General features: G+C 66.0%; 14 protein-coding genes and 1 pseudogene. 10 read left to right on the forward strand and 5 right to left on the reverse strand.

Annotation, left to right across the window (positions count from 1 at the left end; translation table 11 throughout):
* Nucleotides 1-155: 155 nt before the first annotated feature.
* Nucleotides 156-2,009 carry an EAL domain-containing protein gene (locus DXK93_RS25935; RefSeq protein ID WP_054454091.1) on the forward strand — a complete coding sequence of 618 codons (1,854 nt, stop codon included), beginning with the start codon at nt 156-158 and terminating at the stop codon, nt 2,007-2,009.
* 150 nt (nt 2,010-2,159) lie between these two features.
* Here the strand turns inward: DXK93_RS25935 and DXK93_RS25940 are convergent.
* Nucleotides 2,160-3,635, reverse strand: a pseudogene (locus tag DXK93_RS25940) (methyl-accepting chemotaxis protein); the annotation flags it as partial.
* 170 nt (nt 3,636-3,805) lie between these two features.
* Between DXK93_RS25940 and DXK93_RS25945 the strand changes: the two are divergent.
* Nucleotides 3,806-4,966, forward strand: a complete 1,161-nt coding sequence (locus DXK93_RS25945; protein ID WP_054454089.1) for an acyl-CoA dehydrogenase family protein — start codon at nt 3,806-3,808, stop codon at nt 4,964-4,966.
* 16 nt (nt 4,967-4,982) lie between these two features.
* Nucleotides 4,983-6,359 carry an MmgE/PrpD family protein gene (locus DXK93_RS25950; protein WP_119451587.1) on the forward strand — a complete coding sequence of 459 codons (1,377 nt, stop codon included), beginning with the start codon at nt 4,983-4,985 and terminating at the stop codon, nt 6,357-6,359.
* A 65-nt stretch (nt 6,360-6,424) separates the two neighbouring features.
* Here DXK93_RS25950 and rph read toward each other — a convergent pair whose 3' ends face one another.
* Nucleotides 6,425-7,159: a ribonuclease PH gene (gene rph / locus DXK93_RS25955; protein ID WP_054454085.1), complete on the reverse strand. Its 735-nt coding sequence runs from the start codon at nt 7,157-7,159 to the stop codon at nt 6,425-6,427.
* 181 nt (nt 7,160-7,340) lie between these two features.
* Here rph and DXK93_RS25960 point away from each other — a divergent pair, with 181 nt between their 5' ends.
* The 3 genes from DXK93_RS25960 to DXK93_RS25970 all read left to right on the forward strand — a co-directional run bounded on the left by DXK93_RS25960 (nt 7,341) and on the right by DXK93_RS25970 (nt 9,136).
* Nucleotides 7,341-8,273: a YicC/YloC family endoribonuclease gene (locus tag DXK93_RS25960; protein WP_119451588.1), complete on the forward strand. Its 933-nt coding sequence runs from the start codon at nt 7,341-7,343 to the stop codon at nt 8,271-8,273.
* 237 nt (nt 8,274-8,510) lie between these two features.
* Complete coding sequence (locus tag DXK93_RS25965) at nt 8,511-8,855, forward strand: type II toxin-antitoxin system RelE/ParE family toxin (RefSeq protein WP_119451589.1); 345 nt, start codon at nt 8,511-8,513, stop codon at nt 8,853-8,855.
* Nucleotides 8,852-9,136, forward strand: coding sequence for a DNA-binding transcriptional regulator (locus DXK93_RS25970; RefSeq protein ID WP_082400972.1), 285 nt, complete (start codon nt 8,852-8,854; stop codon nt 9,134-9,136). The genes DXK93_RS25965 and DXK93_RS25970 overlap by 4 nt, the downstream gene beginning before the upstream one ends.
* A 7-nt stretch (nt 9,137-9,143) precedes the next feature.
* On the opposite strand, the gene DXK93_RS25975 is transcribed toward DXK93_RS25970, so the two are convergent.
* Together DXK93_RS25975 and DXK93_RS25980 are read right to left on the reverse strand one after the other, a co-directional pair.
* A complete protein-coding gene (locus tag DXK93_RS25975; RefSeq protein WP_054454080.1) occupies nt 9,144-10,703 on the reverse strand; it encodes an amino acid permease in 1,560 nt (519 codons plus the stop codon).
* A gap of 134 nt (nt 10,704-10,837) precedes the next feature.
* Nucleotides 10,838-12,337, reverse strand: coding sequence for an AMP nucleosidase (locus DXK93_RS25980; RefSeq protein ID WP_370127645.1), 1,500 nt, complete (start codon nt 12,335-12,337; stop codon nt 10,838-10,840).
* A 311-nt stretch (nt 12,338-12,648) separates the two neighbouring features.
* On the opposite strand from DXK93_RS25980, the gene DXK93_RS25985 reads away from it, so the two are divergent.
* Nucleotides 12,649-13,248, forward strand: a complete 600-nt coding sequence (locus DXK93_RS25985) for a C40 family peptidase (RefSeq protein ID WP_054454079.1) — start codon at nt 12,649-12,651, stop codon at nt 13,246-13,248.
* A 101-nt stretch (nt 13,249-13,349) separates the two neighbouring features.
* On the opposite strand, the gene DXK93_RS25990 is transcribed toward DXK93_RS25985, so the two are convergent.
* A complete protein-coding gene (locus DXK93_RS25990) occupies nt 13,350-14,120 on the reverse strand; it encodes an SDR family oxidoreductase (RefSeq protein WP_119451590.1) in 771 nt (256 codons plus the stop codon).
* Between the two features lie 333 nt (nt 14,121-14,453).
* On the opposite strand from DXK93_RS25990, the gene DXK93_RS25995 reads away from it, so the two are divergent.
* The 3 genes from DXK93_RS25995 to gmk all read left to right on the forward strand — a co-directional run bounded on the left by DXK93_RS25995 (nt 14,454) and on the right by gmk (nt 16,807).
* Nucleotides 14,454-15,158: a c-type cytochrome gene (locus tag DXK93_RS25995; protein WP_054454075.1), complete on the forward strand. Its 705-nt coding sequence runs from the start codon at nt 14,454-14,456 to the stop codon at nt 15,156-15,158.
* On the forward strand, nt 15,155-16,072 hold the full coding sequence (locus DXK93_RS26000; RefSeq protein ID WP_054454073.1) for a c-type cytochrome: 918 nt from the start codon (nt 15,155-15,157) through the stop codon (nt 16,070-16,072). The genes DXK93_RS25995 and DXK93_RS26000 overlap by 4 nt, the downstream gene beginning before the upstream one ends.
* A 102-nt stretch (nt 16,073-16,174) precedes the next feature.
* Entirely contained in the window at nt 16,175-16,807 is a 633-nt protein-coding gene (gene gmk / locus DXK93_RS26005; protein WP_119451591.1) for a guanylate kinase, read from the forward strand.
* Nucleotides 16,808-16,842 lie beyond the last annotated feature (35 nt).

The raw sequence follows: 16,842 nt of genomic DNA on the forward strand, positions 1-16,842 counted from the left end.
CCCCCGCGAGGCGAAAGGATATACCTTGCGCCAGGGTTGACAGTGATACTGACCCTAATTGAATATGGCGCGCCTGCCATCGACGAAACAACGCGGACATATTTTGTTGTCAACATGATCAAACTTGTCACTGATAGTATCTGAACGCACCGGCGATGGACCCCATTCACGCTTTGCCCCGGCCGGTAGCGGCCCGCGCGCCCTCATCCCCCCTGGACAGCGCGTCAGCGCACGTGAGCCTGGCTGGCATCCTGCGGGAACGGCTGCTGCGCCCACGCTTCCAGCCCGTGGTCGATCTTTCGCACAGCCGCATCTACGGCCATGAAAGCCTGATCCGCGGCCCCGTCGACACCGCCCTGCACTTTCCCGACGCCTTGTTCGCCGAGGCCCGCCGCCAGGGCCTGCATCCGCAGCTGGAGCTGGCGAGCTTCCGCGCCGGCGCGCAGGGCTTTCACCAGCACGACGCCTCCGGCATGCTGTTCCTGAACCTGTCCGGTTCGGCGCTGCTGCACTACTGGACCCTGTGGGGCGAGGAAATGCCCGAGCGCCTGCTCAAGAATTGCTCGCTCGCGCCTTCCAGCATCATCGTCGAACTCACCGAGCAGGATCCGCTGTCCGAGCACATGGCGGAGCTGTCCAGCGCATTTGCCTGCCTGCGGGCGCATGGCATGCGTGTCGCGCTGGACGACTACGGCGTGGGCAACTCCAATCTGCAGCTCTGGGCCGAGATGCAGCCGGACCTGGTCAAGATCGACCGCTATTTCTTCGACGGCATCGGCCAGGACGAGCGCAAGCAGAACATGGTGCGCGCCATCCTGAAAGTGGCGCAGCACCTGGGCACCACCATCGTTGCCGAAGGCATCGAGACCGCCGAGGACCTGGCCGTGGTGCGCGAGCTGGACATCCGCTACGCGCAAGGCTGGCTGCTGGGCCGGCCGGAGGAAATGCTGCTGACCGAGCTGGCGCCGCCGCTGCGCGATTCGCTGCGCCAACGCGCGCCGGCCGCAACGCCCGCCCGCGGCGTCGGCGGCACCGCGGCCAGCCTGCGCGTCGAAGCGCCGGCGGTACGGCTGACCGGACACACCAATGACGACGTGCACCGGCTGTTCATCGAGCACAAGGAAATGCACGCGGTGGCGGTGATCGACGACGACAACCGGCCGGTCGGCATCATCAACCGGCGCGATTTCTCGGAACATTACGCCCAGCGCTACACGCGCGAGCTGTTCGGGCGGGACGCCTGCTCCACCTTCATGAATGCCGAACCGGTGCTGGTGGACCTGAACGTATCCATCGACCAGTTGAGCCACGTGCTGATCTCGGAAGACCAGCGCTATCTGATGGACGGCCTGATCATCACGCGCGAAGGTCGCTACGACGGCCTGGCCACCGGCGAAACCTTGGTGCGCTCGGTCACCGAGATGCGCATCGAGGCGGCGCGCTACGCCAATCCGCTGACCTCGCTGCCTGGCAACATCCCCATCAGCCGCCACATCGCCACGCTGCTCGAAGACGCCGACGACTTCACCATCTGCTATGGCGACCTGAACAACTTCAAGCCCTTCAACGACGTCTATGGCTATTGGCGCGGCGACGACATGATCATGTTGACCGCCGAAGTCATCAAGCGCCACTGCGATCCGCAGCGCGACTTCGTCGGCCATGTGGGCGGCGATGACTTCGTGGTGCTGTTGCGCAGCCCCGACTGGATGGCGCGCGCCCAGCGCATCATCGCGGAATTCAACGACCGCGCCATGGACCTGTATGACGACGAGGGCCGCCGCAACGGCGGGATCGAGGCCGAGGACCGCTACGGCGTGCCGCGCTTCTTTCCCTTCGTGACGCTGGGCGTGGGCGCCCTCACCGTCACGCCATCGCTATGCGAGCGCATCCGCCCTGAGGACATCGCGTCGGCCGCCGCTCACGTCAAGCACAAGGTCAAGCACGGGAACCTGTCGCTGGTGGCCGAGCGCTACACCGGCGGCATCCTGCCGCAGCTGGATAGCTGAACCCTGCCCGGCCGGGCCATCGGCCGGCTGGGCGATCTGGAACACCGCCACGGCCCGGCGCAGACCTTGCGCCTGGGCTTCCAGCGCGGCGGCAGCGGCCGCGGTCTGCTCCACCATGGCGGCGTTCTCCTGCGTCGAGCGTTCGATGTCCGCCACCGCATGGTTCACCGAGGCGATGCCCGCCGCCTGCTCGGCCGTCGCGCTGGAAATCTCGGCCACGATCTGCGTGACCCGGTCCACCGATTGCATCATGTCGCGCATGGTGTCGCCGGCCACGCTGACCTGACGCACGCCCGCCTGCACGCGCGCCGCGGAGTCCTCGATCAGGCCCTTGATTTCCTTGGCGGCCTGCGCGCTGCGCTGGGCGAGCGAGCGCACCTCGCCCGCCACCACGGCAAAGCCCTTTCCCTGCTCTCCCGCGCGCGCCGCTTCCACCGCGGCATTGAGCGCCAGGATATTGGTCTGGAACGCGATGCTGTCGACCACGCCCACGATCTCGCCGATGCGGCGGGCGCTTTCGGCGATGCCCTGCATGCTCTGCACCACTTCCTCCACCGCCGCGCCGCCGCGCTGCGCCAGCTGGGTCGCGCCCAGCGCCTGGCGGCTGGCCAGGTCGGCGTTGCCGGCGGTCAGCTGCACCGTTTGCGCCAGCTGCATCATGTTGGCCGACGCTTCCTGCAGCGAGCCCGCCTGACGCGCGGTACGGTCCGACATGTCCGCCCCGCCCGCGGCGATCTCGCCGGAACCGGTATGGATTTCCTCGACGCCATGGCGCACCGAGGCCACTGCCGCCGACAGCCCTTTCTGCATGCGCCGCATGGCGCTGTACAGGACGCCGATCTCGTTGTCGCCGCGCATGGCGATCGCACCCGTGAGGTCGCCGTCGGCGATACGGTCGAAATGCGCCCCTGCTTCATTCAGCGGCCGCAGGATGCTGCGGCGGAACGCCAGGCGGATCAGCACAGCCAACAGCAGCACCAGCGCCAGCACCCCGGCCGCCACCGCGATCACCCGCTGCAGCGTGAGGCTGGCGCTGGCCACGGCCGCCTGCCCCTGATCGCGGGCGTAGGTCTGGTAGGCGTCGGCCTGCTTGACGTAGGCAGCGCCGCTGGCCGGCAGCGCCTTGTCCACCAGGCGGTTCACCTCGATCCCGTTCCAGCCCTTGATCGCCGCATGCATGGGCGCCAGCGTCTTGTCCGCGAAGGCGGCGTAGGCCGCCAATACGCCATCGAACAACGGCGCGCCCTCGGCGCTGATGTCGGGATTGGCGCGCAAGCGTCCCAGGCTTTCCCCGGCCTGCTTGAGCAGCGCCTCGGCGTGCGCCAGCGACTCGTTGCGCGCCTCTTCCAGCCCGCCTTCCATCGCCGTCTTGGCATCCGTCAGCGCCGCGCGCGCCTGGAACAGCCGGCTGGTCATGTCCGCCAGGTCGCCAGCCCGTTCGATGCTGCCCCGGCCCAGCGCTTCGATGTCCGCCCGGTTTTCCCGCAGCACCGTGATTGCCCCCGCCGCCGCCAGCGCGAACAGCACCACGAACAACGCAAGAATGGCCGACAACGCCGTCGTGACCCTGATGTTTTTCCGCATATCAGTCCATACAAAACCTGCCGCCAGCGGCGGCGTTCGCATGGATTATGGACACCCAGTTTGGCAATTTCTTGACACAACCCCGGCGCCAGGATGACAAACTCCCGTCATGAAACCGAACCCCGTATTAAGCAATTGTGAATTGGCAGGGGCGGCGGCATGCGGCACATTCCACGGTGTACCGATCCATTACTCATACAGAAAACAGCATCATGACCAACGCCTCCCACGCCTATCAGGACATCCGCGAAGCCGTGCGCGATCTCTGCGCCCAGTTCCCCTCCGAATACTTCCGCAAGGTCGATGAAGAACGCGGCTATCCCGAAGCCTTCGTCCGCGCGCTGACCGAAGCCGGCTGGCTGGCCGCGCTGATCCCGCAGGAATACGGCGGCTCCGGCCTGGGCCTGACCGAAGCGTCTGTCATCATGGAAGAAATCAACCGCAGCGGCGGCAATTCCGGCGCCTGCCACGGCCAGATGTACAACATGGGCACGCTGCTGCGCCACGGCTCCGAAGCCCAGAAGCGCGAGTACCTGCCGCGCATCGCCGCCGGCGAACTGCGCCTGCAGTCCATGGGCGTCACCGAACCCACCACCGGCACCGACACGACCAAGATCAAGACCACCGCGGTCAAGCGCGGCGACCGCTACGTCATCAACGGCCAGAAGGTCTGGATCTCGCGCGTGCAGCACTCCGACCTGATGATCCTGCTGGCGCGCACCACGCCGCTGGACCAGGTCACGCGCAAGTCCGAAGGCATGTCCATCTTCCTGGTGGACCTGCATCACGCGGTGAAGCACGGCATGTCGATCCGCCCGATCCCCAACATGGTCAACCACGAGACCAACGAGCTGTTCTTCGACAACCTCGAAATCCCCGAGGAGAACCTGATCGGCGAGGAAGGAAAGGGCTTCAAGTACATCCTGGACGGCCTGAACGCCGAACGCACCCTGATCGCCGCCGAATGCATTGGCGACGGCTACTGGTTCGTGGACAAGGTCACAGCCTACGCCAAGGAGCGCATGGTGTTCGGCCGCCCCATCGGCCAGAACCAGGGCGTGCAGTTCCCCATCGCCCGCGCCCACATCAACGTTGAAGCGGCCAGCCTGATGCGCTACGAGGCCTGCCGCCTGTTCGACGCCCACGAGCCCTGCGGCGCACAAGCCAACATGGCCAAGCTGCTGGCTGCCGACGCGTCCTGGGAAGCCGCCAATGCCTGCCTGCAATTCCACGGCGGCTTCGGCTTCGCCACGGAATACGATGTGGAGCGCAAGTTCCGCGAAACCCGCCTGTATCAGGTCGCGCCGATCTCGACCAACCTGATCCTGTCCTACGTGGCCGAACACATCCTGGGCCTGCCCCGCTCCTTCTGACCGGACCCCGACATCAATGACCGCTGCCAAAGATATCCCGCACCTGAGCGCCGAACTCGCGGCCTTCGCCGCCAACCTGCGCTATGAAGACATCCCGGCGCCGGTGCTGCGCCGCGCCGAGGACCTGTTGCTGGACTGCCTGGCGTCCATTCTGGCGGGCGCTTCGGCGCGCGCCGTGCAGGCCATCGACCGCTATGCCGCCGCCATGGGTCCGGCCGACGGCCCCAGCGAAGTCCTGATCACCCGCCGCCGCACCACGCCGCTGTTCGCCGCCATGGTCAACGCGGCGGCCGCCCACGTGGTCGAGCAGGACGACGTGCACAACGGTTCCGTGTTCCACCCCGCCGCCGTGGTGTTCCCGCCTGCGCTGGCCGTGGCGCAAGCGCTGGGCCGCTCGGGCCGCGACCTGCTGGTCGCCTCTGTTGCGGGCTACGAAGTGGGAATCCGCGTCGGCGAATTCCTGGGCCGTTCGCACTACAAGATCTTCCACACCACCGGCACCGCAGGCACGCTGGCCGCCGCCGTCACCGCCGGCCGGCTGCTGAACCTGTCCCCCGAGGAAATGCTGCACGCGCTGGGCTCGGCCGGCACGCAGGCTGCGGGCCTCTGGGAGTTCCTGCGCGACGCCGCCGACTCCAAGCAACTGCACACCGCCAAGGCCGCGGCCGACGGCATCACCGCCGCCTATCTGGCGCGCGAAGGTTTCACCGGCGCGCGCCACATCCTGGAAGGTCCGCAGGGCATGGCGGCCGGCATGTCCACCGACGCCGACCCGAGTCGCCTGTGCGACCGCTTGGGCGAACGCTGGGCGCTGGCCGAGACCTCGTTCAAGTTCCACGCTTCCTGCCGCCACACCCACCCCGCTGCCGACGCGCTACAGCAAGCGCTGCGCGACAACAAGCTGACCGAAGCCGACATCGAGCGCGTCGTGGCCCACGTGCACCAGGGCGCCATCGACGTGCTGGGGCCGGTAGTCAATCCGCAGACCGTGCACCAGTCCAAGTTCTCGATGGGCACTGTCCTGGCCCTGATCGCCCGCCAGGGCCGCGCAGGCCTGGCGGAATTCGATGCCGGCCTGGACGATCCGGGCGTGGCCACGTTCCGCGGCAAGGTCGAAATGGAACTCGACCCGGAGGTCGACGGCGCCTACCCTCAGCGCTGGATCGGCAAGGTCACGGTCTACACCCGCGACGGCCGCAAGCTGCATGGCCGCGTGGATGAACCCAAGGGCGATCCGGGCAATACCCTGAGCCGGGTGGAAATCGAGGACAAGACGCTAAGCCTGGGCCGCTACGCGGACGCCGCTACCGAGCAAGAGCTGCGCGGGCTGATCGCCGCGATCTGGAATCTGGAAAAGGCGGAAAAAATGGGAATGCTGCTGGCGTCGAAGTAAAGCCTGCAGACGAATCTACGGGTTGGCCGCGGGGTGCGCGTCCAACCCGTTTCTTTTGGCGCCGATCAGGCCAGCGCCGCGCGCTGCGCCCGCACCAGGCCGGCGATGCCGCTTTCGGCCAACACCAGCATCGTGTCCAGTTCCGCGCGGGTGAAGGTGGCGCCCTCGCCCGTGCCCTGCACTTCCACGAATGCGCCGCTGCCGGTCATGATCACGTTCACGTCGGCGTCGCAGGCCGAGTCTTCCTCGTAATCCAGGTCCAGCACCGCGCGACCTTGTACCAAGCCGACCGACACCGCTGCCACCGCATCGCGGATCGGGTTCGCGGCGAGGTCGCCGCGCTGCATCAGCAACGCGACGGCGTCGGCCGCGGCCACCCAGGCGCCGGTAATGCTGGCGCAGCGCGTGCCACCGTCGGCCTGCAGCACGTCGCAGTCCAGGTGCAGCGTGCGTTCGCCCAGCGCCTTCATGTCGAACACGGCCCGCAGGCTGCGGCCGATCAGGCGCTGGATTTCCTGGGTGCGGCCGCTCTGCTTGCCGCGCGCGGCCTCGCGGTCGCCGCGCGTATGGGTGGCGCGCGGCAACATGCCGTATTCAGCCGTTACCCAGCCTTCCCCCTTGCCCTTCAGAAAAGGCGGTACCTTCTCAAGTACGCTGGCCGTGCACAGCACATGGGTGTTGCCGGCCTTCACCAGCACCGAACCTTCGGCGTAGCGCGTGAACCCGCGCTCCAGGCTGAACGGCCGCAGTTCGTCGACGGCGCGGCCCGAAGGACGGGCGATGGCGGGGGTAGTGGTCACAGGCAAACTCCAGACGTGGCTTAGATCCGCCGCATTGTACGGGGTGGCGCCGCAGGAAAACGCCGCTTGGAGTATCCTGCCGCGATATAACCGGTACAAATGAAAGGGTCCGCGCCGAAAAACCGGCTGGCGCGCACACCCGCCGGTTCCCAATAAAAAGCATTACCAGGACACGCACATCATGATTCGCAGCATGACCGCCTTCGGCAACGCCCGCGCAGATCTCGAGCAAGGCACGCTTGCGCTCGAATTCCGCAGCGTCAACAGCCGCTTCCTTGACCTTTACTTCCGCCTGCCCGACGAATTGCGCCACGTGGAAACGCCGCTGCGCGAATTGCTGACCGCCAATCTGGCGCGCGGCAAGGTCGAAATCCGCGTTTCCTACACGCGCAACGCCAGCACCGACCTGTCCAAACTGGAACCGGCCTGGCTCGAAAGCCTGGCCGAACAGTTGCAGGCCGCGCGCCGCATCCTCCCCGACATCGCCGCCCCGCGCCTGGTGGAACTGTTCAATTGGCCCGGCCAGCGCGCCAACGACGCGCTCGACCCGCAAGTCTGGGGCGCCGCCTGCATGCAGGCCGCCCAGCAGGCCCTGACCCAGCTGCAGGAAGGCCGCGCGCGCGAAGGCGAACGCCTGGCCGGCATGATGCGCGAATGCGCCGACGGCGTCGCGCGCATCGTCGAGCTGGTGCAGGCGCACCTGCCCCAACTGCTGGCGGACCACCGCGACAAGCTGGCTTCCAAGCTGCGCGAAAGCGTGGAATCCGCCTTCCCCGGCGGCTTCACCCACATTTCCGGCGCGGAACTGTCCGAACGCCTGTCCCAGGAAGCCAACCTGTTCGCCCTGCGCATCGACGTGGCCGAAGAACTCTCCCGCCTGCGCTCGCACCTGGAAGAACTGCGCCACCTGCTGGGCGACGGCGGCGGCAAACCCGCCTCCGGCAAAAAGAACGCCGGCAGCGCGGGCAAGCGCCTGGACTTCCTGTTCCAGGAAATGAACCGCGAAGCCAACACCCTGGGCTCCAAGGCCGGCAGCATGGAAGTCACCCGCGCCGCCATGGACCTGAAGCTGCTGATCGAGCAGATGCGGGAACAGGCGCAGAACATCGAATAGCGGGATACGCGATGGCGCCTCTGAATGGGCGCCGGATCCTGGCGTAAAAAAAGCAGCCCTTACCTGCTGGATGGATGATCCAGTACGTAAGGGCTGCTTTTCGTCTGGTTTTAAGGGCTCGCCCGCCCCGCATTGGCCTGTAGCTGTTGATATACGTGCTTGCGTCCTGGCCTCGATGCCGGAAGTCTGACCTTGCCGAACTAATCCAATGGATTAGAATTAACTTTGCGACAAACCATGCATGGCATTGCGGAACTGCCCTATTACATTCGTCTTGCCGACAGACTATTGCTGCCAAACGAGCGTCAAGACCTGGTTGACTACCTGGCCGGGCATCCGAAGGCGGGAGACATCATGGAGGGCACCGGTGGAGTCCGCAAATTGCGCTGGCGTCGTAGCGGGCAAGGCAAGAGCGGCGGCGCGCGCATCATCTATTACTACCACGATGATCTTATGCCGCTATATTTGCTGACGCTTTTTGCGAAAAACGATAAAGCCAATCTGACTAAGGCCCAACGCAACGAGCTAGCCGGCATGGTGACTTTGCTGGTGAATATCTGGAAAGGACAAACAAGATCATGAGCACTGCATTCGACGGCATCAAGCAAGGCTTGCAAGAAGCGATTGCCCACGCGCAGGGAGATACACGCGGCGTTCGCCTGCATCGCCCCCGCGAGGTTGACGTCAAAGCCGTACGCGCCAAAGTCGGAATGACCCAGGAACAATTCGCAGCCCGATTCGGCTTTTCGACTGCCACGCTGCGACATTGGGAACGCGGTGATCGCTCACCGCGCGGCCCTGCCCTGGTACTACTTAACGTCATCGAACGGAACCCTGAGGCCGTCATCGAAGCGTTGGCTTGACCAGCCCTCACCTCGCCTCGCCCGCCGCAGGCTCGCCCCGCAGCGCTGAATCCAGATAAGCACTACGCGCCCGCGCATCCGGGAAATGCATGTCCCGGTAGTTCACGAAGCGCGAGCCGCGCGCCAGCCGGTAGCCGGCCCAGATCAGCAGGAACAGCGGAATCCCGATGTAGGTCGCGACCACGCCGCCCCAATCGATCTTGTCCTGCAGGAACGCCTGGTAGTTCTGCCCCAGGGTGATGATCAGGCAGAGCACGAAAGCGAAGATCGGCCCGAACGGGAAGAACGGCGACACATACGGCAGATCGGCCAGGTTATGGCCCTGCTTCACGTAGCCGCGGCGGAACCGGTAGTGGCTGATGGCGATGCCCAGCCAGGCGATGAAGCCCGTCATCCCGGAGGTGTTCAGCAGCCAGATGTAGACGGCGTTGGGGCTGAAAATGAAGGTGAAAAAACACAGCGCCGCCACGACCGTCGTCGCCAGCAGCGCCCACAGCGGCACGCCGCTGCGCGAGATGCGGCCGAAGATGCGCGGCGCCTTGCCTTCGCGGGCCAGGCTGTAAAGCATGCGTGTAGCCGCGTACATGCCGGAATTGCCCGCCGACAATACCGACGTCAGCACCACCGCGTTCATGACCGAAGCCGCCCCCAGGAGGCCGGCCCGCTCGAAGATCAGCGCGAAGGGACTGACGCTGATGTCCTCGACCTCGTTGCGCAACAGGTGCGGGTCGGTATAGGGAATCAAGAGGCCGATGACCAGGATGGCCGCCACGTAGAACAGCAGGATGCGCCAGAAGACCTGGCGCACCGCGCGCGGCAGGTTGCGCGCCGGGTCCTTGGATTCGCCGGCGGCGATGCCGATGAGCTCGGTACCCTGGAACGAAAAGCCCACCACCATGGCCACGCCGATCAGCGCCGCGAAGCCGCCTGAGAACGGCGCATCGCCCACGGTCCAGTTGGCCAGGCCGCCCGTTTCTCCGCCCCGGATGATGCCCAGCAGCATCATCACGCCCATGGCCACGAACGCCAGCACCGCGATCACCTTGATCAGCGCGAACCAGAACTCTGCCTCGCCGAAGCCGCGCGCCGACATGGCGTTCAGGCCGAAGGTGATCGCCAGGAACAGGGCGCTCCAATAGAAACCCGGCACGTCGGGAAACCAGTAGGCCATGACCAGTTGCGCCGCCACCAGGTCCACCGCCACGGTCACCGCCCAGTTGTACCAATAGTTCCAGCCCAGGGCGAAGCCGAAGCCGTCCTCGACATAGCGCGCGCCGTAGGTGGAAAAGGAACCGGAAACCGGCATCGCGGCGGCCAGTTCGCCCAGGCTGGTCATCAGGAAATAGACCATGATGCCGATCAGCACGTAGCCCAGCAGCGCCCCGCCGGGGCCGGCCTTGGCGATGGTCGCGCCGGAGGCCACGAACAGGCCGGTGCCGATGGACCCGCCCACCGCAATCATGGTCAGGTGGCGCGCGGACAGCGTGCGGCGCAGTTCGGAAGGCGGGTTCGCCTTCGCCTCGCGCGTGCCGCCTGAGCGACGTTCATCGTGTTCCGATGGTGCCAAAATGCATTTCCTTCAGGTCATGAAGGCACCTGTGCGCAACGCCAGGTGCCTGGGAATTTCCAAGCAACCGGCGAGAATAGCGCAAGAGGCCCCATCCGGTGAAATCGGACGGCCTCGGGGACGGATCGATGAACCTACTGGAACGCCGTTTCCATGAAGGTGCGCAGCTTGCGCGAATGCAGGCGTTCCGGCGGCATGTCGCGCAGCCGCTCCAGGGCGCGGATGCCGATTTCCAGATGTTGATTCACCTGGCGGCGGTAGAAGGCGCTGGCCATGCCGGGCAGCTTCAGTTCGCCATGCAAAGGCTTGTCCGACACGCACAGCAAGGTGCCGTACGGCACGCGGAAGCGGAAGCCGTTGGCCGCGATGGTGGCGGATTCCATGTCCAGCGCAATCGCGCGGGACTGCGCAAAACGCTCCACCAGTTCCAGATGATCGCGCAGTTCCCAATTGCGATTGTCGATGGTGGCGACCGTGCCCGTGCGCATGATGCGCTTCAGATCCCAGCCCGACAGCCCGGCCACTTCTTCGACCGCCTGCTCCAGCGCCACCTGCACCTCGGCCAGCGCCGGCACCGGCACCCAGGTTGGCAGGTCGGCGTCCAGCACGTGGTCCTCGCGCACATAGCCATGAGCCAAGACGTAGTCGCCCAGGCGCTGCGAATCGCGCAGGCCCGCGCAGTGGCCCAGCATCAGCCAGGCGTGCGGGCGCAGTACGGCGATGTGGTCGGTAATGGTCTTGGCGTTGGACGGTCCCACGCCGATGTTCACCAGCGTGATGCCCGAATGGTCGCCGCGCACCAGGTGGTAGGCCGGCATCTGCGGCAGGCGGACCGCCTGGTCCTCGTCGCCCGGGCCGCTTTCGCCCCGGCGCGTGATGCGGTTGCCCGGCTCCACCAGCATTTCGTAGTCTTCGTTGCCGCTGGCCATGAGCGCGCGGGCGCGGGCGCAGAACTCGTCCACGTAGAACTGGTAGTTGGTGAACAGCACGAAATTCTGGAAATGCGCGGGCGCGGTCGAGGTGTAGTGCTGCAAGCGGTGCAGCGAATAGTCCACGCGCTGGGCCGTAAAAGGCGCCAGCGGCTTGGGCTCGCCCTCCTTGCCGCGCCAGGAACCGTTGACGATGGCATCGTCCGTCACCGCCAGGTCGGGCACGTCGAACAGGTCGCGCAGGGGCCGCTTGAGTGCCTCCAGGTGCTCGCCCTCGACGTAGGCGCCCTCGGGGAAGGCGAAATGCAGCGGAATGGGCGAATCGGACTCGCCGACTTCGACCGCCACGCGGTGGTTCTGCAGCAGCTGGCTGACCTGCTCGATCAGGTAGTCGCGAAACAGCGCGGGCTGGGTGATGGTGGTCTGGTAAATGCCCGGTTCGGCGACGTGGCCGTAGGACAGCCGGGTATCGATCGGATCGTAGGTTTCCACCACGATGCGGATGGCCGGGTAGTAGGCTCGGGCGCGCTCGCGGCCGTTGGTCGAGCCTTTCAGCACTTCACGGAAGGCGGCGCGCAGGAATGCGGTATTGCGCGCATAGATTTCGATCAGGCGCTCCACTGCCGCCACCGCATCCTGGAACGGCTCGAAGGGCAAGGCTTCTGGCCGGCTCATGGAAGACAAAGGGTGCACTGCGTTCATCATCGAGCTTTACTCCGCTTCTCATCTTATCTGTAACCGCGGCCGCTGCCGGCTTGCCGGGCCGCAGGGCCGATTGCGACGATTATGCCCGAGCCCGCGCCAGATGAAATGTCATATTCGACGGCCCGGGAAGCTGCGCGCGCCGTAACTTCCACCGACAAGAATGCTGCATTGCACTACAAATGTAATGAAACATTATTCCATTACAATCACATGGCAGTCCGGGGTTTTACGTCCCGGTGTTGCCCCCCTTTCCGCCGGCTTGCCTGTCCAGGCAAAGCCATGCCGCCCACTCCGATTCTTGAAGTGACGTAATGACGCCGCCCACGCGAAAAGCCCGAATTGCCCAACTACGCATTCCCGTATTCCTGTCAGCGCCCATCATCGCCCTGACCCTTTCCTGGATTCCCGACGCCGCTCAGGCGTCCGTCCGCTCCGAGCAGGCCCGCCCCTCGCTTACCGGCCTGCGCCTGGCCCAGGAACCCACCGTCCCCACCCTGCGCGACCGTGTCGTGCAAGCCGGCCTGGATGCCATCGGCACCCCCTATAGCTGGGGCGGCGACGATGCCGACGGTTTCGATTGCAGCGGACTGGTCCTGCACGTCTTCCGTGAAATCGCCGGCCTGGAGCTGCCTCGCACGGCGCGCGCTCAACGCACCGCTGGCGAATCCGTCGCCAACAAGCAGGATCTGCGCCCCGGCGACCTGGTGTTCTTCGCCACGCGCGGCCGCGGCGTGACCTCGCACGTCGGCATCTACATCGGCCAGAACAAGTTTGTCCACGCTCCGCGCCGCGGCACCAAGGTGCGTGTGGACGAAATGAAGAATTCGTACTGGACCAAGCGCTACGTCGGCGCCCGGCGCTATCTGGATATGCAACCGGGCCAGATGCTGGCCCAGGCTTCCGCCCGCTGACGGAAAAAATCGGGGCGTCGCTGCCGACGCCCCTTGGGGGAGGCACCACAGCCTGCCGCGGCCAGTCCAGCAAGGACGCGCCGCCGCAGGCTTGCCGCGTTTCAGCCCCGGCCCACGAAGGGCATGTTGGTCGCCATGATGGTCATGAACTGCACGTTGGCCTCCAGCGGCAGGCGCGCCATGGCGGCCACCGCCTGCGCCACGTGCGCCACGTCCATGCGCGGCTCCACCTTGGTGCTGCCGTCCGCCTGCAGGATGCCTGCGGCCATGCGTTCGGTCATATCGGTGGCGGCATTGCCGATGTCGATCTGGCCGCAGGCGATGCTGTAGGGCCGGCAATCCAGCGAAATGGACTTGGTCAGCCCGGTCACCGCGTGCTTGGTGGCGGTGTAGGCGATGGAGAACGGACGCGGCGCATGCGCCGAGATCGAACCGTTGTTGATGATGCGCCCGCCACGCGGATTCTGCGCCTTCATCACGCGAATGGCGGCTTGCGCGCACAGGAACATGCCGGTCAGGTTGGTGTCCACCACCTCGCGCCACAGCGATACGGGCAACTCCTCGATCGGCATCGCGGGCGCGCCGCGGCCGGCATTGTTGAACAGCACGTCCAGCCGGCCATATTCGCGCTGCGCCGCATCGAATAGTTCGCGCACGGCCTGCTCGTCGGATACATCCGTGGGCACCACCAGCGCCCTCACGCCGTCCTCGCCCGCCGCGGTGCGGGTGGCTTCCAGCGGTTCGCGGCGACGGCCGGCCAACACGACCCGATAGCCTTGCGCCAGGAATTCCAGCGCCACCGCGCGGCCTATGCCGGTACCGGCGCCGGTGACCAGCGCCACGCGCGGGTGTTCGATCTCGTTCGCTTGCATCGGATTCTCCTTGTTATCGATCGGCGGAATGCTACCCCAATCATTCTGGGCATGCTGCAAGCGAAGGTTCCAGCCGTGACACATTCGAACGCGTCACACGCAAGCAAAAATTACCCGGCATGGACAAGCTGCCGAATGCGCCGGAAGACCTGTTTTTCCTGAAGCGATCGCGACCGGCGGATCCGCGCCCGCTCAGCTATTCCGCGCAGAAAAAATCCGCGCAACGCATGCCACAGGGTCGACAATCCCGTGTTGATCCGTCACAAGTCTTTATATAATTCCTGGAAATTAGCTTATTACCAAAAATCCAATAACACCCACGGAGCAGGTTCTATGACCCCACGGTCCCTACCCGCCGCACTGGTCCTGAGCGCGTTGTACGCCGCCTCGGCCGGTGCGCAAAGCGCGCCCGACGGCAAGCAGATCAGCACCCAGGGCGCCAACGGCGCGCCCGCCTGTATCACCTGCCACGGCGCCCGTGGCGAGGGCAATCCCGCCGCCGGCTTTCCGCAACTGGCCGGCATGGGCAGTGCGTACCTGGACGAACAGCTCGAAGCCATGGCCAATGGCTCGCGCGTCAGCCCGGTCATGGCCGCCACCGCCAAGGCGCTGGACCCAGCGCAGCGCAAGGCTGTAGCGCAGTACTACGCCTCGCTGCCTTCCGCGCTGGACATCGACAAACTGGCCGCCACCGCCATGCATCCGGCCAAGCCGGCCGACACCGGCGCCTGGCTGGCCACCCGCGGCGCCTGGGACAAGAACGTGCCCGCCTGCAACCAGTGCCACGGGCCGGGCGGCATCGGCGTCGGCGCGAATTTCCCCGCCTTGGCGGGCCAGCCCGCTGCCTACATCGCGGGCCAACTGCGCGCCTGGCAGCAAGGCCAGCGCCCTCCGGGTCCGCTGGGCCTGATGCCGGCCGTGGCCACGCGCCTGTCCAGCGCCGAGATCGACGCCGTCTCCGCCTACTATGCAGGCCTGCCCAAGGCCGCCGACCAGCTTGCCGCGCAAGCCAACACCGCCGCGGGAGCCCAGCAATGACCGCCACCAGCCTGCGCCTGCTGTCCGCCGCCTGCCTGTTCGCGTCCGCCGCCACGTTTGCGGCCGAACCCCGCCCGTCCTTCACGCCGCCGTCGGCCGCGTCCATCCCCGACAACGATTTCGGCAAAGCCGTGCGCGAAGGCGAACAGATCTTCCTGCACACCCCGCAGAACGCCGCCAAGTTTGTCGGCAACAACCTGAACTGCGTCAGCTGCCACCTGGACGCCGGCCGCCGGCCGGACTCAGCGCCTATGTGGGCTGCCTACGTGCTCTACCCCGCCTATCGCGCCAAGAACGGCCACGTCAACACCCTGGCCGAACGCCTGCAAGGGTGTTTCCGCTTCAGCATGAATGGCAAGGCGCCCGCCGCGGACGATCCCACCCTGACCGCGCTGCAGACCTATATGTTCTGGCTGGCCAGCAAGGCGCCCACCGGCGTGGTGCTGGAGGGCCAGGGCTACCGCAAGCTGCCCGCGCCAGCCAAGAAGGCCGACTACCTGCGCGGCAGCGAGGTCTATGCGCAATACTGCGCGGTCTGCCACGGGGCCGAGGGCCAAGGCCAGAAGAACGGCAAGCACTGGGTGTTCCCCGCCCTGTGGGGCGCGGACTCCTTCAACTGGGGCGCGGGCATGCACCAGATCGGCAATGCCGCCGGCTTCATCAAGGCCAACATGCCGCTCGGACAGGCCGGCATGCTGAGCGACCAGGAAGCCTGGGACGTCGCCTACTTCATGAATGCGCACGAGCGTCCGCAGGATCCGCGCTATACAGAGTCTGTCGCCGCGACCCGGGCCAAGTACCACGACTCCGACGACTCGCTTTACGGTATCGAGGTCAACGGCCATTTGCTGGGCAGCGACTCGCCGCCAGCCGGCGGCAAGCTGACCCAGGCCGCCGCCAAGGCTGGCGGCTGAGTCCGGCAGGCGCAGATCACGCGGCCGGCTTGCGGGTTCCCCCCTGCCCGGCCGCGTGATTTGTTATTCTTCGTGTCTTAGCATCACACGCCTGCCACATTCATGTCCGCCAATCCCGGAAACGTCTTCATGGTCGTCGCCCCCAGCGGCGCCGGCAAGTCCAGCCTGGTCAAGGCCTTGCTCCAGCAAGACCCCTCCATCCTGCTCTCCATTTCCTGCACCACCCGCGCGCCCCGCCCCGGCGAGGAAGACGGCCGCGAATACCGCTTCGTGTCCACGGAGGAATTCAAGCTCCTGCGCGAGGGCAACAACCTGCTGGAATGGGCGGAAGTGCATGGCAACTTTTACGGCACGCCGCGAGACCGCATCGACGAAGCCACGCGCGCCGGCCGCGACGTGCTGCTGGAGATCGACTGGCAAGGCGCGCGCCAGGTGAAGCAGCGCTTCCCCGGCGCGATCGGCGTATTCGTGCTGCCGCCGTCCATCGATGAACTCGAAAGCCGGCTCAAGGCGCGCGGCCAGGACGCGCCCCAGGTGATCGCGCGCCGCCTGATGGCCGCGGGCGGCGAAATCGCCCACGCGCCTGAATGCGAATATGTTATTATTAATCAAGAATTTAGCGTGGCCTTGTCGGAATTGACTCAAATAGTCAGCGCCGCACGGCTGCGCTTTTCGTCTCAGGCCGCCCGCCACAGCCAGTTGTTCTCGCAGCTGGGCATCCCGGCCGAGCACTGAGCCGAACGCATTCTCCCTATCCTCCATCAGCACCA

This window comes from Achromobacter sp. K91 (assembly GCF_003576205.1).
Lineage (GTDB): Bacteria > Pseudomonadota > Gammaproteobacteria > Burkholderiales > Burkholderiaceae_B > Achromobacter > Achromobacter aegrifaciens.